This is a genomic window from Flavobacterium polysaccharolyticum, from assembly GCF_038739875.1.
GTDB classification, from domain to species: Bacteria; Bacteroidota; Bacteroidia; order Flavobacteriales; family Flavobacteriaceae; genus Flavobacterium; species Flavobacterium polysaccharolyticum.
The window spans coordinates 15,347-36,020 of sequence record NZ_JBCGDP010000025.1 but is presented as its reverse complement, the minus strand read 5'-3'; the positions used below and the strand labels follow the sequence as shown (position 1 = coordinate 36,020).

The following is a 20,674-nucleotide window of genomic DNA, read 5'->3' as shown; positions in this document are numbered from 1 at the left end:
TTTTGTTTTTATAAAGTCTCTTTGGTGATGATTTGCATCGTTTCACGACTGACTTGTTTGAGCAGGACTAGCTTATTTTCTTCTACTAGCTTAGCGGCTTGATCGTTAAAATGACGAATAGTGTACAACGTCACATCCTCGTTAAAATCTACTTTGAATTTCTTAGAGAGTTTAGCATTCAATTCCCCGAAATTGCCAAATTTGTCTTCCACGCAAACCGAGAAACTAATTGCCGAGTTTTGAATCAAGTTCACTTTGATTTTGTATTTATGGAACAAAGCAAAGATTTCACTAATATTTTCCTCCATAATGAAAGAAAAATCAATAGACGAAAGTGAAATCATCAACTGGTTGCGCTTTACGATAAAACAAGGCATTTTAGGTTCCAAGTCGGGACCTTTTGCAACAGCAGTTCCTTTTAGTAATGGGTTTACAAATGATTTTACGAACAAAGGAATTTCCTTTTTCTGCAAAGGTTGTAAGGTTTTAGGGTGAATTACTGTGGCTCCGTAAAAAGCTAGCTCAATCGCTTCACGATACGAAATCTGATTCAATAAACTTGCGTTTTCAAAATACCTTGGATCGGCATTCATCACCCCAGGAACGTCTTTCCAAATCGTTACACTTTCTGCATTCAAGCAATACGCAAAAATAGCCGCAGTATAATCTGACCCTTCTCTTCCTAAAGTGGTCGTAAAGTTATTTTCATCCGATCCTAAAAATCCTTGAGTGATGTTTAAGGTTTTGGTTTTGATGTTTTTGGTGATATTGTTCTTGGTTTGTTCCCAATCTACTTCGGCATCACGATAGTTGGAGTTGGTTTTTACTAAATTACGTACATCTACCCACTGCGTTTCGATATTCATATGATTCATGAAATAACTCAAAATAGTGGTCGAAATCAATTCCCCAAAACTCACAATTTGATCGTAAACAAAGTTGTAATTTGGTGATTTGTTGTGTGCCAAGAAATACTCTAATTCAGCAAAAAGTAAATTAACTGCACTAAAAACAGGATGATTTTCGTCTTCAAACAAATCCAAAACGATTTGGTTATGGTACTTTTTCACTTCTTGTACCGAAGAATTCAATTCTGGTGATTTATCAAAATAATTCTTGATGACTTCTTCCAAAGCATTAGTGGTTTTACCCATTGCAGAAACCACTAATAATACATTTTCGTACCCAACGGTTTTCAATACGTGGTGTACATTTTTTATTCCTTCGGCATCTTTTACAGATGCACCTCCAAATTTAAATACTCTCATTGTATCAACTTAAATTGTAAAACAATCTCTTGCTTTTGTGTATTTGAGCCAAAAGATTTGCTTTAATGTTATTTACTTTTTTCTAAAAATGCATCAATTCCGTTCTGATCCATTTGTACCACTTTCCAATCGTCCAAAACTTTGGCTCCTGAATTTTCATAGAAAGTAATGGCAGGTGTGTTCCAATCCAATACATTCCATTCTATTCTTCTTACGCCATCGATTTTACCTTGCTCAATTATGGCGGAGTACAATGCAGAACCAAGACCAGTCCCACGCATACTTTCTTTGACCACCAAATCTTCTAAATGAATCGTTTTCCCTTTCCAAGTAGAATAGCGATAATAATACAAAGCTATTCCAACAATCTCTTGTTCTTTTTCGGCTACAAAGACAGAGAACAAAGGTTTTTCGCCAAAACCGTCTCTGATCAAATCCTCTTCGCTAATTACAACAGCTTCAGGCTCTTTTTCAAAGATAGCAAGTTCTTTGATGAGTGCCAAAACACCCTTCATATCCGTAGCGGTCCCTTTTCGTATTATCATCTTTTTTGATATTTAGGTTCTAAATTGACTAAAAAAACAGATAAAAATACAATTTTTTTGTCATTTTTATTACAAAGATACAATAGTGACCAACTATCTAAATAATTATTAATTCATTTTCACAAAAAAGCCGATATTTGTTATCTCAAACTTAACTACAACGATTTCGTAATGGAAGAACGCAACAAAACCTTAGGTGAATTTATCATCGAAAAACAAAACCAATTTCAATACTCCTCGGGAGAGTTATCCCGAATCATCAACTCCATTCGCTTGGCGGCCAAGGTTGTAAACTATAAGGTGAACAAAGCCGGTCTTGTCGACATTATTGGAGCAGCTGGAGAACAAAACATTCAAGGCGAAGACCAACAAAAATTAGATGTCTATGCCAACGAAGTGTTTATTCAAACTTTAATCAATCGAGAGATTGTATGCGGTATCGCCTCCGAAGAGAACGATGATTTCATCACCGTCGAAGGTTCGGACAGCAGTCACAATAACAAATATGTTGTATTGATGGATCCTCTTGATGGCTCTTCTAATATTGATGTAAACGTGTCGGTAGGAACTATTTTCTCCGTGTATCGTCGAGTTACTCCAATAGGAACTCCAGTAACTATCGAGGATTTCTTGCAACCAGGAATCAACCAAGTGGCGGCAGGTTATGTAATTTATGGTACCTCAACAATGTTGGTGTACACTACGGGTCACGGTGTAAACGGCTTTACCCTAAACCCCGCTATCGGAACGTTTTATCTATCGCACCCCAATATGCAATATCCAACCGATGGAAAAATTTATTCCATCAACGAAGGGAATTATGTACACTTTCCACAAGGAGTCAAAGATTATATCAAATATTGCCAGCTCGAAGAAGGCGATCGTCCCTACACTTCGCGCTACATCGGAAGTTTGGTGTCCGATTTTCACCGCAATATGATTAAAGGCGGTATTTATTTGTATCCTACGAGTTCTAAAGCACCCAACGGAAAATTGCGTTTGCTCTACGAATGCAATCCTATGGCTTTCCTTGCTGAGCAAGCTGGTGCCAAAGCCTCGGATGGTTTTGGTCGCATTATGGAAATTCAACCTACAGAGTTGCACCAACGCGTACCATTCTTTTGTGGCAGCTACAATATGGTCGAAAAAGCCGAAGAATTTATGGCAAAAGCAAAAAATAAATAGGAGCGAAATAATAGGCGTTTTCAGTAAACAAGGGTTCCTGCTCTCCGCTATATCTTTTGGGGCGAACCCCGCCCCAAAAGGATGCCGCTACGATCAGGGCTATAAGAAAAACAATTCGCTTCTTTGTAAGCATAAAAAAGGATTCGACAAGTTTCCGTTTTGAATGTAAAAAAGCCTAATCAAAAGTCATTTTTATAGCTTTCATTCTATTGATAATTTTTGAATTGGCTCCAGCTTTGTCTTGAAGTATCTTTTATGTTATAATAATTTTTGAATTGGCTCCAGCTTTGTTTTATGCTATAATTTTTGAATTGACTCCAGCTTTAGCTGGAGATAAAGGAATAAATGTAAATTGGCTTTAGCCCAAATTTAATATTTTTGGCTAAAGCTGATAAAATCTAGCAAATCTTATCCCACCAACTAAAGTTGGAGGCAATTAAGACTTACACACAAAAATTTGCGACAATTCGACCCTATTAAAAAGAACAGAATTTGTCGTACTAAAAAAAACCGGTAGCTGTAAAAAAGCACCGGTTTTCCATTTTAAAATATTTTTTACTAACGACTAAGAACTAGCTACTAATCACTAATTACTAAGGACTAATCACTATTTATTCATATTCTTCATTTCAAAGATAAAAGTATCTAAGTCTACTTTTTTGTCAAGGAGTGTCAATGCTTTGTTTACAATGTAACCCACATTTCCTGGGGTAAAGCCTAACGCCAAACCAAAACGCACCAATAGTCGTTCTTGTTTATCACCCAAATGATGGTCTATGTGAACCATTCGACCCAAATCATACAGTCTCTCTAAACGCTCCACATACAAATAGGGAGGATTAATGTCATAGTTCAAGGGGTTTTTTAAAATTTCGCGGTATTCCTCGGTAGAGATGTCCAAGCGAGAAGCCAGTTTGTCCAAAAAAGCTTGTTCTTCTGGTGTTGCATTTCCGTCAGCTAAAGCTACACGAACAATAGCAGAAAAATGACCTTTGTTGCGACTTTTGAATTCGTTATCAAATAAATCTGAAATTGACATAATAGTTGTTTTTATGGTTGTATTAAAGATACGAATTTTTTTAAAAAAGTAGGAATGACTGGTTGAAATTATGTAATATAGACAAGTGAAAATAGCATTATCAAATGCTTTATTCAGCCTTAATCCCGAGAGAGATGAAAATTAGTGCCATCCAACCCTTATTTTTAATAAAAACTAGTGAATTCGTGGCCAATTTTCAAGCAACTCCTTTTCAAAAATTGTCGTAAGTTTACAGACCCTTAATCAAATTTATATAATTACCTATGTCAGAATTTTGGATTTATTTTCAAATCGGTTTACGCCACGTTTTAGATATTCATGCCTATGATCATGTTTTATTTTTAATCGCTTTAGCAGTTCCTTATTCGTTCAATGATTGGAAGCGCATCTTGTTATTGGTTACTTTGTTTACAGTTGGTCATACGATGGCCTTGTTTTTGTCGGTGTACGGAATTGTAGCTATCAAAGTAAATGTAGTCGAGTTGTTGATTCCTATTACGATTTTGATAACGGCTTTATTCAATTTGTTTACCGCTGGAAAGTCCAGCAAAAAAGAAAGTATTAATCTGGTGTTTTTTATCACTTTGTTCTTTGGAATCATTCACGGTTTAGGATTTTCTAACTATTTCAAAACCATATTAGGCGGAACAGCTAATTCAAAATTATTACCGTTATGCGAGTTCGCTTTAGGAATCGAAGCGGCACAAATTGCGGTAGTTTTTGTAGTTTTGATACTGTCTTATATTGTACAAACAGTTTTTAGATTTTCAAAAAGAGATTGGACTTTGGTTATGTCTTCTTTTATAATCGGTGTAGTGCTTCCAATGATTGTTGAAAGTGAATTTTGGTTACGATAAAAATGAACGAAGTAAAATTAAATAAATACGACAAAGCCTACTTGCGAATTGCGAGAGAATGGAGTTTGTTGTCTTATTGCAAACGCAAACAAGTGGGCGCTATCATTGTGAGAGACCGAATGATTATTTCGGATGGTTACAACGGAACGCCTTCAGGATTTGATAATTGTTGCGAAGATGACGAAGGATTGACCCGTTGGGATGTGCTACATGCCGAAGCAAATGCCATTCTCAAAGTAGCTCGATCAACACAATCTTGCGAAGGTGCCACCTTGTACATCACGCTTTCTCCCTGTAAAGAATGCAGTAAGTTGATTCATCAATCTGGAATTAAAAGAGTGGTGTACCAAAACGGATATCGTGATGATTCTGGAATACAATTTTTAATCAAAGCAGGCGTTGAGGTAATTCACATTCCCAATTTAGACGACTAAATGAAATTCGAAAACAAATATTTGCCCATACTATTGAGCGCTACTTTAGCGCTTGGCGTTGGTATTGGCGGATGGCTAAATGTTTCAAGAGATCCTGGTTTGGTCGCTTCTAATGCTTCCAAATCAAAGTTGAATTCTTTGATTGATTTCATCAATAATGAATATGTAGATGATGTCAATACAGATTCTATTGTGAATTTGACCGTAGATAATATTTTGGCAAAGTTAGATCCTCACTCTGTTTATATTCCGCCAAGCGTACAAACACAGGTTGCTGAGAGTATGAAAGGCGATTTTGTAGGTATTGGGATCAATTTTTATATGTACAAAGATACCGTTGCGGTCATAAAACCTGTTGCTAATGGCCCTTCGGCAAAAGCAGGAATACAAGCCGGTGATCGATTGCTATACGCTGGAAAAACCAAACTATTCGGTCGTCATTTGCCTAGTGATAGTCTTTTTGCAAAACTAAAAGGAGCGGTAGGTTCTGATATAGAAGTGACGGTTTACCGAAAAACTACACGTCAGAAGCTGAAGTTTAAAATTAAAAGAGCCATCATTCCGCTAAAAAGTGTTGACGTGGCTTTGATGTTGAATCCTACTGTGGGCTATATCAAAATCAACCGCTTTGCTGAAACTACTTTTGACGAATTTAATTCAGGATTGGCACAATTGAAAAAGCAAGGCGCACAAACACTAGTCTTGGATTTGCGTGATAATGGCGGAGGATATATGGAAGAAGCCATTGCGATAGCCGATCATTTTTTAAAAGATAACGACTTGATCGTTTTCACCAAAAGTAAGAGCGGAACGATAGAAAAAACCTTCGCTACTGAAAAAGGGAATTTTGAATCGGGCAGATTATTTGTTTTAATCAACGAAAATAGCGCTTCCGCAAGTGAAATTCTGGCTGGAGCGATACAAGACAACGATCGAGGAACTATAGTAGGACGTCGTTCTTTTGGTAAAGGACTTGTGCAACGCGAAATGGATTTTAAAGACGGTTCTGCCGTGCGTTTGACCGTGGCTAGGTATTATACTCCTTCAGGACGTTCGATACAAAAGCCTTATGCCAAAGGCAATGCCGATTATTTTAAAGAATCGGAACACCGTTTTTTGAATGGCGAATTGTATCATAAAGACAGTATTAAAGTTGCTGATACTTTGAAATTTAAAACCAAAAAAGGAAAATTAGTCTATGGTGGTGGCGGAATTGTCCCTGATGTTTTTGTCCCAATAAGTACTGAAAAGGAGGAAGAAAACGCAGCAATATTAGAACAATCCGGAATGGTAGGGCATTTTGTTTTTGAAGAATTGGACCAAGATCGAAAAGCGTTCAAGGGATTAACTTTCCAAGAATTTCAAATGCAATTCAATGCTGAAAAATATTTTAATTTATTCCAAAACTACCTCAAAGAGAACGGTTTGTTACTTCCATTGGAAAAAAGTAAAATAGTAGTGAATCAATACATCAAGGCCGAATTTGCTAGACAATTATTTGGCGAAGACTATTTCTATCAAATTGTCTTGAAACAAGATGAGATGGTTAAAAAAGTTTTGACTAAAAAATAGCATTAACGAATACTGTCATGTGCATGCGTTTGCACGCCATCATTCCATAATGTAAGAATGTCTGTAGCTACGGCTGCGCCGCTTCCAGCCGCAATGGCTAGTTGACTTCTCCAACCTGCTAATGTACCTATTACATAAATCCCTTCCACTACTTTGTGGTCTGTGTTTCGCAATTGTATGCGTTGTTTTTCAGGTAATGCTTTTTTATGAGGTTCTACATATTGCATCAAGCCTTCAATAGCAAATGTGTTGGCTGATCCAATACCTACAATAAGATTTCGGGTGGTATAGGTGTTTTTGTTTGTAATGACTTTAAATTCAGAAACCGAAGGAGAAGAATGAATTGATGGAGCAAAATTGCTTTCAACTTTTATTACTTTTTCTTCAGGAATTTGAATGATATGGGGGTAAGAAGTGCTCAAGTGTGAAAGGCTTTGTTTTAACAAATCACTACCTAAAGCGCCCGCAGGAATTCCATAGGCATTATTAAACAAGGCTTCTTGTAGAGAAGAGGCTTTTTGATGGGTAATAATCCCAATTTTTTTGTCTGTAACAAAAGATTTGTTTTGGGCGGAACCTAAAACTAAGGCACAAGATACTCCTGAAACACCACCGCCAATTATTAGGACATCAAACATCTAGATGTTGTCGTTCATTTTTTCTTCAATTTTTTTAGAAATTCTAAAAATCAGAAGAATTAAAATAGCACAGAAAGAGGCTCCAACACCAATAAGTGCTACACCACTATTGCCTTTTAAGGGCTCTGAAAAGTCCAATAAGGTAATATTAAAAACGATTAAGGCAACAGCTAAGAAAATTAAAACAGTAGTAAAGATCTTCATGGTATTCATCAATTATGGTTTTAATCATCCTAGTTATTTTGCAATCAAATATGGAGTGATTAAAAGTATTCGAGAGGGTAAATTTATAAAATTTTACTTTAGGCAAACAAACCTTTAACATTAGCAGCGAATAATTTAACAGCAATGGCCAAAAGGACTACGCCAAAAGTTTTTCGTACGACTCCAAGTCCGTTTTTACCCAACATTTTTTCGATTTTACCAGAAGATTTTAAAACGATATAAACCAAAATAATGTTCAAAATAATTCCTATCAAAATGTTGATAGTATGAAACTGTGAACGAAGCGATAGCAGTGTAGTCATGGTTCCTGCACCTGCAATTAAAGGAAATGCAATTGGAACAATAGAAGCCGAATTAGCTTCTTCGTCTCTGTACAAATGAATGCCAAGAATCATTTCTAGAGCTAAAAAGAAAAGTACAAATGAACCAGCAACGGCAAAAGAATGGACATCTATCCCTATTAAACTTAAAAATTCTTTTCCTATAAAAAGAAAAACAATCATAATTAAGCCTGCTACAAGAGAGGCTTTTTCGGATTCAATATGTCCGTGTTTCGCTCTTAGATTGATGATAATGGGAATAGAACCTACAATATCAATCACGGCAAATAGTACCATTCCTACAGTAGCGACTTCTCTTAAGTTGAATTCTAACATACTTTTTTTGAAGGCAAAGGTAAAACATTGTATAGATTTTTAATAGTTAGACGTAATAAATCAGATTTTTTTAATAAATTTTATAAAATATAAGTTGACTTTTTTCGTTTAGTTTTTGATTTGGCAGTTGTTAATAATCGGTTTACCAAAGCTATTTTTTATTTTATGCAGTAGCTAATAGTTAAAGGAGGATAAAAAAATAACAGACTCCATGACTTTCATTAACTTTGCCTCAAAATAAAAATTAGCGCACATTCATGTTTCAATTAGGAAAAACCATCGTATCCGAAGATATACTCGAAAAAGAATTTGTTTGTAATTTATCTGCTTGCAAAGGAGCTTGTTGTGTTGATGGTGACGCAGGAGCCCCTTTGAGTGTTGAAGAAACTAAAATTTTAGAAACGATTTATCCTAAGGTAAAACCCTTTTTACGTAAACAAGGTATCGAAGCCATAGAAGCTCAAGGCACTTGGCTAAAAGGAACGGATGGTGATTTAGAAACGCCACTAATCGATAATAAAGATTGTGCGTATGTTATTTTTGATGGTGCTACAGCACTTTGCGGAATCGAACAAGCCTACAATCAAGGTATAATTGACTGGAAAAAGCCAGTGTCTTGTCATTTGTATCCTATAAGAGTGAAAGATTTTAGTGATTTTGCAGCGGTTAATTATGACAAATGGGATATTTGTGACGATGCTTGTTCTTTAGGAAAAGAATTAGAGGTTCCAGTGTATAAATTTGTTAAAGAAGCACTCATTAGAAGGTTTGGAGAAGACTGGTATATAGAACTCGAAAAAGTAGCAAATGATCTAAAAAAATAAATTAAAAAAAATATCTTTTTTCTCTTGCACGAGAGTTTTAAAATCCTATATTTTACGGCACTTGAGCTGTTTTTTAAAATACAAAACGCTGTTAATCAGTGGTTTAATAAAATATAATTTCCGATTTATAAAATGGCTCTTTGTTAAAAACTAGAGGTGATTGTGAATAAGTTTGACTTTTAATACACGCAATATTTCACAATCTTTGTACTCCCCAAATGGATTAAAATTCTCTAAAAAAAATCAAAAAAAAAGAAGCAATAAAAAATGTCACAATTAGAACCAATTTTACAAGAAAATAAGAATCGTTTCGTGATTTTTCCTATCAAACATCATGATATTTGGGAATGGTACAAGAAAATGGAAGCTAGTTTTTGGACTGCAGAGGAAATTGACTTGTCTCAAGACTTGAATGATTGGAATAATAAGTTAAGTGAGGATGAAAAATATTTTATCAAACACATTTTAGCTTTTTTTGCCGCTTCTGATGGAATTGTAAATGAAAATTTAGCTGAGAACTTTGTAAACGAAGTGCAATATGCTGAAGCTAAGTTTTTCTATGGTTTTCAAATCATGATGGAAAACATTCATAGTGAAACCTATTCTTTATTAATTGATACGTATGTAAAAGATGAAGTAGAGAAAAATGAGCTATTTACCGCTATTGAAGTATTTCCGGCAATTAAGAAAAAAGCAGATTGGGCGTTGAGATGGATTGAATCAGATTCGTTTGCTGAGCGATTGATTGCTTTTGCAGCGGTTGAAGGGATTTTCTTTTCAGGAAGTTTTTGTTCCATTTTTTGGTTGAAAAAACGTGGCCTAATGCCAGGATTGACTTTTTCTAATGAGTTGATTTCTCGTGACGAAGGAGTTCACTGTGATTTCGCAGTACATTTGCATAATCATCATTTGATTAATAAAGTTTCTAAAGAGCGTATAAGACAAATTTTAGTTGACGCATTAAATATTGAAAGAGAGTTTATTACTGAATCGCTTCCGGTAAGTTTGATTGGAATGAATGCAGGATTAATGACTCAATATTTAGAATTTGTAACCGACCGTTTGTTGGTTGAGTTAGGTTGCGAAAGAGAATACAATACCACAAATCCTTTTGATTTCATGGATATGATTTCATTGCAAGGAAAAACCAATTTCTTTGAGAAAAAAGTAGCAGAGTATCAGAAAGCGGGTGTAATGAACACAGACAGTGACGCGCAGAAGATTTCATTCGACGCTGATTTTTAAAAAAGTTAAGTAGTATCGTTTAGTAATTAGAAGTAACTAGTTCTTTTTATTACCTATTAAATTTTGTCCTTCAAATGGGCAGAGAATTTTATGGTGATAAGGAAGTATTTGCCTCTGACCAATCAATACATTCTAGGGATTAGTTTCCCAATTTAATTATTACAAATACTCTAAAATGGCAAAGGGATTTGCTGTTTTTTTAAACTAAAACTTATGTACGTAGTAAAAAGAGGTGGCCATAAAGAGCCAGTAATGTTCGACAAAATCACAGATAGAATTAAAAAGCTATGCTATGGTTTGAATGATTTAGTAGATGCTGTAAAAGTAGCCATGCGGGTAATCGAAGGCTTGTATGATGGAGTATCCACTTCTGAGTTGGACAATTTAGCAGCTGAGACTGCTGCTTCTATGACCATTGCACACCCAGATTATGCACAATTGGCCGCTCGTATCGCTATTTCAAATTTGCATAAAAACACGAATAAATCGTTCTCCGAGACTATGAACGAAATGTACCATTACGTAAATCCTAGGAATGGTCAAAAAGCACCCTTGCTTTCTGATGAGGTACATAAAGTAATCATGGAAAATGCTGAATTCTTGAATTCTCACATCATTTATAACCGTGATTTTAATTATGATTATTTTGGTTTCAAAACATTGGAACGCTCTTATTTGTTAAAAATCAATGGCAAAATAGTAGAGCGTCCCCAACATATGTTGATGCGTGTTTCTGTTGGTATTCATTTAAACGATTTAGAATCGGTTATTGAAACCTACGACTTAATGTCTAAAAAGTTCTTTACCCACGCAACACCAACCTTATTTAATGCCGGAACACCAAAACCTCAAATGTCTTCTTGTTTTCTTTTGGCGATGCAAGACGATAGTATTGATGGAATTTATGATACGTTGAAACAAACGGCTAAAATTTCACAATCCGCTGGTGGAATTGGACTTTCTATTCACAATGTAAGAGCAACTGGTTCTTATATTCGCGGTACTAATGGAACCTCAAACGGAATTGTTCCAATGTTGCGTGTATTCAATGATACCGCTCGTTATGTAGATCAAGGAGGAGGAAAACGCAAAGGAAGTTTTGCAGTATATGTAGAAACTTGGCACGCGGATATTTTCGAATTCTTGGATTTGAAAAAAAATACTGGAAAAGAAGAAATGCGTGCTAGAGACTTATTCTATGCCATGTGGACTTCAGATTTATTCATGAAACGTGTGCAAGAAGATGCGCATTGGACTTTGATGTGTCCAAACGAATGTCCTGGATTGTATGACGTGTATGGCGAAGAATTTGAGGCACTCTATACTGATTATGAAAGTAAAGGAAAAGGAAGAAAGACTATAAAAGCTAGAGAATTATGGGAGAAAATTCTAGAATCTCAAATTGAGACAGGAACTCCTTATATGTTATACAAAGACGCTGCTAACCGTAAATCAAATCAAAAGAATTTAGGAACAATTCGTTCTTCTAACTTGTGTACAGAAATTATGGAGTACACTTCAAAAGATGAAATTGCAGTATGTAACCTTGCGTCTATTTCTTTACCAATGTTTATTGAAAATGGGAAATTCAATCACGACTTGTTATTCAAAGTTACGAAACGTGTGACCCGAAATCTAAATAAAGTTATCGACAGAAATTACTATCCCGTAAAAGAAGCCGAAAATTCTAACATGCGTCACCGTCCAGTTGGATTGGGTGTACAAGGGTTGGCCGATGCCTTTATTTTGTTACGTATGCCTTTTACTAGCGATGAAGCAAAGAAATTGAACCAAGAAATTTTCGAAACCCTTTATTTTGCTGCGGTTACTGCCTCTATGGAAATGGCCAAAGAAGAAGGCCCTTATTCTACTTTCGAAGGTTCGCCAATTTCTCAAGGAGAGTTCCAACACAACCTTTGGGGACTAAAAGACGAAGAGTTATCTGGAAGATGGGATTGGGCTTCTTTAAGAAAAGCAGTAATGGCTAATGGTGTGCGTAACTCTTTGTTGGTAGCACCAATGCCAACAGCATCTACTTCTCAAATTTTAGGAAACAACGAAGCATTTGAACCTTATACTTCTAATATTTATACCAGACGTGTGCTTTCTGGAGAGTTTATCGTAGTAAACAAACATTTATTACATGACTTAGTAGAACGTGGTTTATGGAATGAAACGTTGAAACAAGAAATCATGAGACATAATGGATCGGTACAAAATATTGATTCCATTCCTCAAGATCTGAAAGAATTGTACAAAACGGTTTGGGAAATGTCCATGAAAGATATTATCGACATGTCACGTCAAAGAGGATATTTCATTGATCAATCTCAATCTTTGAACTTGTTTATGCAAGATGCTAATTATTCAAAATTAACTTCAATGCATTTCTATGCTTGGCAATCAGGATTGAAAACAGGAATGTACTATTTGAGAACCAAAGCTGCTGTAGATGCTATTAAGTTCACGTTGAATAATGACAAAAAAGAAGAGGTAATTCCAGAAAGTAAACCAAAAGCAAGACCACTTGAAGCGGTTGAAATCGAAACAGTAGAAATGACTGCCGAGGAATATAAAGCCATGATTGAATTGGCCAAAAATGCAGGACCAGAGGATTGTGAAATGTGTGGGTCTTAAAAGTTTATAGATAAAGGCTTCGATTCAAGTTGAAGCCTTTGTAAATATTACGTTTAACTTTTTAATCTAGATAGAGAGGTAAAGAAAAAAACGACATAAAAAAAGGGATATCTGTGATATCCCTAACTTTGAAAACTTAATAATAATGCCGTCGGAAGCTTTTTGAATTAAGTTATATTAAGATGATGAGGTTACCTCACCTGCTTATTTTATACTTCAAAAGTATAAAAAATTATCATTTTTCAAAGTTAAATTATTCACAGAATTTAAAATGTTAATAATTTTTTTTCAACCCATTGTTATTTAAGGGCTGTAGAGATTGTTAACAAAACCAATCTAATAATTTAAATAAGAAAAAAAGTATGGTAAATTTAAATATTTACAGATTTGAGCTTTTAAATAAAGCAAAAGAGCAACAGGTGTTAAGTTTTTATAATGAGGAAGAGGATTTGTTAGACACAATTGATGACTTCTGTAGTTACATACATAAGAATATTAAATCTTATACCGATGCTCAAGGGAAATATAGGACATTTTCACTTGCAAACAATCAAAATACAGATTTTGATAAAAGAGTTATATCAGGATATTTTGATTCTGCTTATACAGGCGAGTATGGCAAAATCAAGGATAGAAGAACTTCAAGCCTTAAATATGATATTTTGAAGGGAGATTTGGTTAGTAAGGATTTCTTCTATCTATTTCACATTCCTAAAAATTCAAAATATGGTTTTTTTATTTTTCAAAAAAAAGAAAATCATGGTGTTAAAATGGTGTTTGAAAATGCATTCAATTCTTTTATGAGATCGAAAGGAGTCTCAAATTATTATTTAGAATTAAAATATGCTCCTCCTAGATATTTGATTAGTAGTTTTTTAAAATCTGGCGTACTGAAAGAATTTAGATTAATTCACTCTATGCCAAAAATGAATGAAGATTCATTGAATATTGATATAAGCAAGGAAGAACGAGTAATAAAAATAAGCAATTCTGCAAAAAGTGAGGATATAAAAAGTGTTCTGGTTGAATTGTTTAATAATTTTTCGACTGAAACTAAAATACCTTTTCTCAATCATGGAGAGTATGATGAAATAGCGTTTGTGATTAATTATGATGGTGTAACAAAAACTTTCTATGTTAAAAATAAAGAAAGAATTAGATCTAGCGTTAATGTAAGTACGATGGTTGAATTTGAGGATGGTGAGGTTACATTTGAATCTTTAGTAAAAGTATCGTTAGAGTTGATTAGTTCTGCAGCGTAATATTTTAGATTAATTTGAGGGAGTGTTCGTTATTTCTGAGCACTCCTTTTTATTTTTAGATTTTGACAAATCTTTAAATAACATCCTTCCTTACAAACATTCATTGTATTTGCTTAAATTTGTTGTCATAAAAAATAGCTAATCATGGAGATTAAGGATTTTTCAAAATATAGTAATGCTGAAAAAATTGTTTTTGCAGAGCAATTATGGGATAGTATTTCTAAAAACGAATTAGAAATCTCTGATGAAATACAAAAAGAGTTGGATATTCGACTTCAAAATTTAGAAGATGGCAAATCTGAATTGTATTCATGGGAGGCCGTAAAAGCGCATTTGAAAACGATTAGATAATGCGTGATATTCAATTTACAAAAGAAGCATTATTTGATATTGAGGCCGCTGTTTTATGGTATGAAGAACAAAGAACAGGTCTTTCTTATGATTTTGAATTGTGTCTAGAAGCAGGAATTGATGCGATTTTGAGAAATCCCGAGGCTTTCCAAAAGAAATATAAGGATATTAAAATTCGATTTATTTCAAGATTCCCCTATGGAATTCATTATAGATACAAAGAAAATAAGATTATAGTTATTGCTGTTTTTCATACCTCTCGCTCTCCAAAAAACTGGTCAAAAAGACTTGGTTTATAAGTAAAACCTTTTAACAATCCTGTCCCTTTGAGTTTATTATATTTTACGGACCGAAGTAATGTCCTCCTTGAAGATGTTGTCTTTAATGAAGCCGTTTCACAACAAATTAATCAATTTTTAAAGGAGTATCAATTTCGAAAAGTACTCGAAAAATATGATTTACCTGTCGCCAATAAAATGTTACTTTATGGCAAAACAGGTTGTGGAAAAACGATGACTGCCAAAGCCATTGCTCAAAAATTGGATAAAAAACTTATTATTGTTAATTTGTCAAGAATTGTTTCGTCTAAATTAGGAGAAACTTCCAAAAATATCGAAGGGCTATTTAAAGAAGTACAGTACGAAAGTGCCGTATTGTTTTTTGATGAGTTCGATTCTTTAGGACAAATAAGGGATTATGATAACAAAGACAATACGGAGATGAAACGAGTGGTTAATTCCATTATTCAGTTGATTGATAGTTTTCCGAGTCGCTCTGTTTTAATTGCTGCTACCAATCAAATTCAAATGATAGACGAGGCTTTAGTGCGTCGTTTTGAATTACAACTCGAGTTTACAGCTCCCAATGCAACCGTTTTGGATAACTATTATGATACTTTGCTTCAAAAGTATCCACCTCAATTTCAAAAAATGGAACGCTTGTACGACCTTACTTTTGCTGAAGCCAAAAATCATTTGCTACAATCAGTAAAAAACAATGTGATTCAAGATGCAATTGAGAACCAAGATCCGGATTTATCTCAATAACAAATATTAAACGAATCGTATTTGTATCTTTGAAAACTAATCATGCATAAAGTAAAATGAACTGGGAACAACTATTATCATTAAAACGTCAAGGCGACACAGGAAAGCGTTTGCGCATCGAACAAGATGAAACTCGTTTAGGGTTTGAGGTAGATTATGATCGTATCATTTTTTCGTCTGCTTTTAGAAGTTTGCAAGACAAAACTCAGGTTATACCATTGTCTAAAACCGATTTTGTGCATACTCGTTTAACACATAGTCTAGAGGTTTCAGTGGTAGGACGTTCTTTAGGGAGATTGGTTGGAAAAAAAATAATCGAGAAATATCCTTACTTACAAGATATTCATGGTTATCAAATGAATGATTTTGGAGCCATTGTTGCTGCGGCTTCTCTCGCACACGACATTGGAAATCCTCCGTTTGGACATTCTGGTGAAAAAGCTATTGGAGAGTATTTTTCAATTGGAAAAGGGCAACAATATAAAAATGAATTGACTCCCAAGCAGTGGCAAGATTTGGTCGATTTTGAAGGTAATGCTAATGGATTTTCGGTATTGAATAGTTCTCGTCCAGGAGTAGAAGGAGGGATTCGATTATCGTTTGCTACTTTAGGCGCTTTTATGAAATATCCAAAAGAGAGTTTACCAAAAAAGCCTACCAAGGATATTGCCGACAAAAAATATGGTTTTTTTCAAACTGATAAAGCTTTTTTTCAAGAAGTAGCTCAAGAAATGGGAATGATTCCCAATAAAAGCAATCCAGATATTGGCTTCGAAAGACATCCATTGGCGTATTTGGTCGAAGCAGCCGATGATATTTGTTATACTATTATTGATTTTGAAGATGGGATTAACTTGGGATTAATTTCGGAAGATTTTGCACTAGAGTATTTAATTAAGTTAGTAAAAGATAGTATTGATATTTTTAAATATAAGACATTGACCACCAAAGAAGATCGAATTAGTTATTTACGAGCTTTGGCTATAGGAAGTTTGATCAATGATGCTGTAAAAGTCTTTATCGAAAATGAAAGTAGTATTTTGGAAGGAAATTTTCCTTTTGCAATAATGGATAAAAGCAAATACAAAGCACAAATGGATGATATCATCAAGATCAGTGTCAAGAATATTTATCAGAGTAGAGAAGTGATTGAAAAGGAATTAGTGGGGTATCAAATTATTCAAACTCTTTTGGATAAATTTATTATTGCTTTTAATAATAAATTTGAAGGTAACGCTTCCAATTACGACCAGCTAATTTTAAAAATGCTTCCAGAAAAACACCATCTCAAAAAAGAAAATTTATACGAACGCTTGTTACACATCTGTCATTATATTTCTATGTTGACGGATGGGAATGCTTTACGTCTCTATGAAACTTTGCAGGGAGCAAAAAAATAAAAATCAAAACTCATATACTATTCCCACTCCAAGGGCTTGTTTTAATTGTACTTTTGGGCCTTCGGTAATTTGAACCCCATTTTCTTCTCGTTTTGATTTGATGTCGTCGTCATATATTAGGTGTGTACCAATATTGGCTTTTACATATTTGTTAACTACAAGTTCAAATTGTACATTCCAATCAATGTCAACATTGCCAAATTTGTTGATGTAATCTGAGTAAAGTATTAGTCTATTGTCTAGATGAATGTTTTTAAAAACTTCTTTTTTCATCTGTCCAGTGAACAAGAAACCCAATTCTGTTCTTGTTTTCTTTCCTCTTACTAAAAGATTTCCATTTGTATCATAAACGGCTTTGTCTACCCCGAAGGCACCTTGATCAGCCAATCTTTGGTCTAATACCAACGTGTTTTTGAAAGTAAAGGGGGAAATATAGTAGGAATAATTTTTTTTCTTATTGATGTTTTCAGCTCCCAAACCCATAAAAATGTAAGCTGGAGCGAAAGGTCTAGAAATAGCTATTTCTGTATTTGGATAGGAGTAACCATCAGTGAATTGCGTATTGAAATTAAATTTTGCAGAATAGTACCAATTGGTCAAGGTGTCTTTTCTGTAACCAAAAGTGGAGTTGATCAAAACGGCATCATCTGTTTTTCGTAATTCAATCCCGTCTTGTTTATTGAGACCATAGCGTACAATCAATTCATTTTGCCATTTATAGTTTTCTCTAGTATAGACTCTTGTAAAATTACCTTTTACTAATCCAGAAATAGAACTAGTACCCCCAGCATTCCAGTTTACAAAAGCAATTTGAGTGATGTCAAAACCTAGTTTGTTTTTTTTAATCCAGTTTGAAATCCCTAACGTATTTACAGAGGTCTTTCGTATCGTTGGTGCTTTTATAGGCGGTAATGAAGTTGGAATTACGAAAGGCCGGAAAGTAGGTCCAGTAGTAGGAGTCAAAAGAATAATCGAATCGTTGGTAGTTTCTGGTATAGGTATGGTTTCTTGTGCGAAACTATGAAAAGAAAAACTAAAGAAAAATAATAAAAGTGGTATTGATAAAAATTTCATTATTGTCGTTTTAATAAATGCAAATTAACTGATTTTGTGGGTTGAAAAAAAGTCTTTCAAGCTTTTAACGTCAATTTTACAGGCGTATTGTAATTCGGTTATAGTTCCTTGTTCAATAAAAGTATCGGGTATTCCTAGTGTTTTAATTATTTTCTGATAGTTATGTGAAGCCGAAAATTCGAGTATGGCTGTACCAAAACCTCCCGTCACCACTCCATCTTCTATGGTGATTATAGTTTTAAATTGGTTAAAAATGGCATGTAAAAGTGTTTCGTCTAATGGTTTTACAAAGCCAAAATGATAATGAGCAAAATAGGAATTCTCCTCTAGTCTCTCTATTGCCTTTATTACATTGTTACCTATGGTTCCGGTAGAAAGAACGGCAATAGAAGTTCCTTCTTTTATACAGATGGCTTTTCCGAACGGAATTTTTTTGTAAAGTGATTTCCAATCGATGAATTCACCTCTACCTCTAGGGTAGCGTATGGCAATAGGTTGGTTGATTCCTAATTGTACAGTATATAAGATGTTTTGTAGTTCTATTTCGTTCAATGGAGCATAGATCATTAGATTTGGAATGCATCTCAAATAAGCTAAGTCAAATACGCCATGATGTGTAGCACCGTCTTCACCAACCAATCCCGCTCTGTCCAAACAAAAGATAACAGGTAAGTTTTGTAAGGCCACGTCATGTATCACTTGGTCATAAGCTCTTTGTAAAAAAGTAGAGTAGATATTACAATAGACTATCATTCCTTGAGTAGCCATTCCAGCGGCTAGCGTTACGGCATGTTGTTCCGCAATGCCTACATCAAAGGCTCGACTTGGAATTTCATTCATCATAAATTTTAAGGAACTACCAGAAGGCATGGCAGGTGTTATTCCGATGATTTTTTCATTCTTTTTGGCTAAATCTAAAAGCGTTAAACCAAATATATCTTGATATTTTGGAGGTAGATGCTCTTCAGATTTAGGTAATAAATCTCCAGTTGAAGCATCAAATTTACCCGGTGCGTGGTATTGTACTTGATTGTCTTCGGCTTGTTGTAGTCCTTTACCTTTGGTGGTAATAACATGAAGGAATTTTGGACCTTTCACGTTTTTTAAACGTTTTAATTCTTTAATAATTGTAGTAAGATCATGACCATCAATTGGTCCTGAATAATCAAAATTCAGGGACTTAATCATATTGTTTTGTCGATGGTTTTTTCCTTTTTTTACCGCAGTTAAATATTTTTTTAAGGCACCAACACTAGGGTCTATTCCTATGGCATTGTCGTTTAAAATGACTAATAAATTTGCATCGGTCACACCCGCATGATTGAGTCCTTCAAAAGCCATTCCTGAAGCAATAGAGGCGTCTCCTATTACGGCAATATGTTGCTTTTCGGTGTCTCCTTTTAGATTAGATGCAATTGCCATTCCCAATGCAGCAGAGATGGAAGTAGAGGAGTGGCCTACACCAAAGGCATCATAAATACTCTCGCTTCGTTTTGGGAATCCAGAAATACCCTTCAACTGTCGGTTGGTATGAAAAACAGCTTTTCTTTCGGTTAGAATTTTATGGCCATAGGCTTGATGTCCTACATCCCAAAGTAATAAATCATTTGGAGTATCAAACACATAATGCAAAGCAACGGTCAATTCAACCACACCCAGACTGGCCCCTAAATGCCCTTCTTTTACTGCAACAATATCAATTATAAAATCGCGTAATTCTTGCGCTAACTGTGGCAATTGTGCTTCATTCAGTTGGCGTAAATCGATGGGGGAGTTGATGTATTCTAGTAAGTTGCTTTTCATTATAGTTTAAAAAGCAAATTTACGGCTTTAATTTAATTTAATTTTGTTTGGTTTTGGTTTTTGTGGAATCTTTTATTACTGGTATTTCGTTTTCATTTATTTCGATTTTGTCTTCACGTCTTACAATTGGTTTCACAAATTTAACTTGATCTATTTTAGGAGGTGGTGGAGGTGGCGGAATATGGAAAGTGTCATTTGGATTGTATTTTACATCGCCAACAGTAATTCTGTCGATTTCAGGTTTAGGTTCGGATACAACTTCAACTTTTTCAATTTTTTGCTTGTTTCCATTTTTATCCGCACAACTAAATAAAGTAGTTCCCATTGCAATGAACAAAGCCAATAAAAATATTTTGTGATAATGTTTTTGTGAATATAAAATTTGATTTGGAATTTGAATTGTTAATGAATCCAATTGAGAGTTTTTAAATCTCCCGCAAACATTGCCATGCTGTTGAAAATATACTTGAATTTCATTGGGCATCATATTAGTAAAATCAACTACGTTTTTGGAACAGCTACCACAAAATTTTCCATTGCCGTTTGGAGTCATTTTGTTCCAGTCTTCGTGACAGGGTTTCGGAATAGTGATTTTGTGGTTTGTGTCCATATT

The 20,674-nt window shown here is 34.6% G+C and carries 21 protein-coding genes; 12 read left to right on the top strand and 9 right to left on the bottom strand.

All coding sequences use genetic code 11. The features are described 5' to 3' along the window. Nucleotides 1-8 precede the first annotated feature (8 nt). The gene (locus tag WFZ86_RS18250) at nucleotides 9-1,268 is read right to left on the bottom strand and encodes an aspartate kinase (RefSeq protein ID WP_342693267.1); all 1,260 of its coding nucleotides are present in this window, start codon (nucleotides 1,266-1,268) and stop codon (nucleotides 9-11) included. Between the two features lie 68 nt (nucleotides 1,269-1,336). Then, nucleotides 1,337-1,813, bottom strand: coding sequence for a GNAT family N-acetyltransferase (locus tag WFZ86_RS18245; RefSeq protein ID WP_342693266.1), 477 nt, complete (start codon nucleotides 1,811-1,813; stop codon nucleotides 1,337-1,339). A gap of 171 nt (nucleotides 1,814-1,984) precedes the next feature. On the opposite strand from WFZ86_RS18245, the gene fbp reads away from it, so the two are divergent. Beyond that, nucleotides 1,985-2,998 (top strand): class 1 fructose-bisphosphatase, encoded by a 1,014-nt coding sequence (fbp, locus tag WFZ86_RS18240; protein WP_342693265.1) that lies wholly within the window; start codon nucleotides 1,985-1,987, stop codon nucleotides 2,996-2,998. 607 nt (nucleotides 2,999-3,605) lie between these two features. On the opposite strand, the gene WFZ86_RS18235 is transcribed toward fbp, so the two are convergent. Then, nucleotides 3,606-4,037 (bottom strand): TerB family tellurite resistance protein, encoded by a 432-nt coding sequence (locus WFZ86_RS18235; protein WP_342693264.1) that lies wholly within the window; start codon nucleotides 4,035-4,037, stop codon nucleotides 3,606-3,608. Between the two features lie 263 nt (nucleotides 4,038-4,300). Between WFZ86_RS18235 and WFZ86_RS18230 the strand changes: the two genes are divergently transcribed. From WFZ86_RS18230 to WFZ86_RS18220, 3 genes are read left to right on the top strand one after another with little or no spacing between them, the layout of a single operon-like run. After that, nucleotides 4,301-4,894, top strand: coding sequence for a HupE/UreJ family protein (locus WFZ86_RS18230; protein WP_342693263.1), 594 nt, complete (start codon nucleotides 4,301-4,303; stop codon nucleotides 4,892-4,894). Between the two features lie 2 nt (nucleotides 4,895-4,896). Then, nucleotides 4,897-5,328, top strand: coding sequence for a deoxycytidylate deaminase (locus WFZ86_RS18225; RefSeq protein WP_342693262.1), 432 nt, complete (start codon nucleotides 4,897-4,899; stop codon nucleotides 5,326-5,328). Further along, nucleotides 5,329-6,900 (top strand): S41 family peptidase, encoded by a 1,572-nt coding sequence (locus tag WFZ86_RS18220; protein ID WP_342693261.1) that lies wholly within the window; start codon nucleotides 5,329-5,331, stop codon nucleotides 6,898-6,900. Between the two features lie 2 nt (nucleotides 6,901-6,902). Here the strand turns inward: WFZ86_RS18220 and WFZ86_RS18215 are convergent, their stop codons facing one another. The 3 genes from WFZ86_RS18215 to WFZ86_RS18205 all read right to left on the bottom strand — a co-directional run bounded on the left by WFZ86_RS18215 (nucleotide 6,903) and on the right by WFZ86_RS18205 (nucleotide 8,419). Then, on the bottom strand, nucleotides 6,903-7,538 hold the full coding sequence (locus tag WFZ86_RS18215) for an FAD-dependent oxidoreductase (protein ID WP_342693260.1): 636 nt from the start codon (nucleotides 7,536-7,538) through the stop codon (nucleotides 6,903-6,905). Then, entirely contained in the window at nucleotides 7,539-7,742 is a 204-nt protein-coding gene (locus WFZ86_RS18210) for a hypothetical protein (RefSeq protein ID WP_342693279.1), read from the bottom strand. It lies immediately after the preceding gene. A gap of 98 nt (nucleotides 7,743-7,840) precedes the next feature. Continuing rightward, the gene (locus tag WFZ86_RS18205; RefSeq protein ID WP_159687534.1) at nucleotides 7,841-8,419 is read right to left on the bottom strand and encodes a MarC family protein; all 579 of its coding nucleotides are present in this window, start codon (nucleotides 8,417-8,419) and stop codon (nucleotides 7,841-7,843) included. A gap of 257 nt (nucleotides 8,420-8,676) precedes the next feature. On the opposite strand from WFZ86_RS18205, the gene WFZ86_RS18200 reads away from it, so the two are divergent. The 8 genes from WFZ86_RS18200 (at nucleotide 8,677) to WFZ86_RS18165 (ending at nucleotide 17,184) form a co-directional block, all read left to right on the top strand. After that, nucleotides 8,677-9,243 (top strand): DUF3109 family protein, encoded by a 567-nt coding sequence (locus WFZ86_RS18200; RefSeq protein ID WP_342693259.1) that lies wholly within the window; start codon nucleotides 8,677-8,679, stop codon nucleotides 9,241-9,243. A 267-nt stretch (nucleotides 9,244-9,510) separates the two neighbouring features. Further along, nucleotides 9,511-10,488, top strand: a complete 978-nt coding sequence (locus tag WFZ86_RS18195; protein WP_342693258.1) for a ribonucleotide-diphosphate reductase subunit beta — start codon at nucleotides 9,511-9,513, stop codon at nucleotides 10,486-10,488. A 213-nt stretch (nucleotides 10,489-10,701) separates the two neighbouring features. Further along, a complete protein-coding gene (locus tag WFZ86_RS18190) occupies nucleotides 10,702-13,125 on the top strand; it encodes a ribonucleoside-diphosphate reductase subunit alpha (RefSeq protein WP_342693257.1) in 2,424 nt (807 codons plus the stop codon). 362 nt (nucleotides 13,126-13,487) lie between these two features. Then, entirely contained in the window at nucleotides 13,488-14,387 is a 900-nt protein-coding gene (locus WFZ86_RS18185) for a hypothetical protein (protein ID WP_342693256.1), read from the top strand. Nucleotides 14,388-14,531: 144 nt separating this feature from the next. Continuing rightward, a complete protein-coding gene (locus WFZ86_RS18180; RefSeq protein ID WP_342693255.1) occupies nucleotides 14,532-14,738 on the top strand; it encodes an addiction module protein in 207 nt (68 codons plus the stop codon). Next, on the top strand, nucleotides 14,738-15,037 hold the full coding sequence (locus WFZ86_RS18175) for a type II toxin-antitoxin system RelE/ParE family toxin (RefSeq protein ID WP_300978067.1): 300 nt from the start codon (nucleotides 14,738-14,740) through the stop codon (nucleotides 15,035-15,037). Before WFZ86_RS18180 ends, WFZ86_RS18175 begins: the two co-directional genes overlap by 1 nt. A gap of 27 nt (nucleotides 15,038-15,064) precedes the next feature. After that, nucleotides 15,065-15,784, top strand: a complete 720-nt coding sequence (locus WFZ86_RS18170; RefSeq protein WP_342693254.1) for an AAA family ATPase — start codon at nucleotides 15,065-15,067, stop codon at nucleotides 15,782-15,784. Nucleotides 15,785-15,840: 56 nt separating this feature from the next. Then, a complete protein-coding gene (locus WFZ86_RS18165; protein WP_342693253.1) occupies nucleotides 15,841-17,184 on the top strand; it encodes a deoxyguanosinetriphosphate triphosphohydrolase in 1,344 nt (447 codons plus the stop codon). A gap of 3 nt (nucleotides 17,185-17,187) precedes the next feature. On the opposite strand, the gene WFZ86_RS18160 is transcribed toward WFZ86_RS18165, so the two are convergent. The 3 genes from WFZ86_RS18160 to WFZ86_RS18150 are packed head-to-tail and all read right to left on the bottom strand — an operon-like array spanning nucleotide 17,188 to nucleotide 20,671. Further along, the gene (locus WFZ86_RS18160; protein ID WP_342693252.1) at nucleotides 17,188-18,258 is read right to left on the bottom strand and encodes a DUF3078 domain-containing protein; all 1,071 of its coding nucleotides are present in this window, start codon (nucleotides 18,256-18,258) and stop codon (nucleotides 17,188-17,190) included. Between the two features lie 24 nt (nucleotides 18,259-18,282). Continuing rightward, nucleotides 18,283-20,061, bottom strand: coding sequence for a 1-deoxy-D-xylulose-5-phosphate synthase (locus tag WFZ86_RS18155; protein ID WP_342693251.1), 1,779 nt, complete (start codon nucleotides 20,059-20,061; stop codon nucleotides 18,283-18,285). Nucleotides 20,062-20,098: 37 nt separating this feature from the next. Next, complete coding sequence (locus tag WFZ86_RS18150) at nucleotides 20,099-20,671, bottom strand: hypothetical protein (protein ID WP_342693250.1); 573 nt, start codon at nucleotides 20,669-20,671, stop codon at nucleotides 20,099-20,101. Nucleotides 20,672-20,674: the final 3 nt, after the last annotated feature.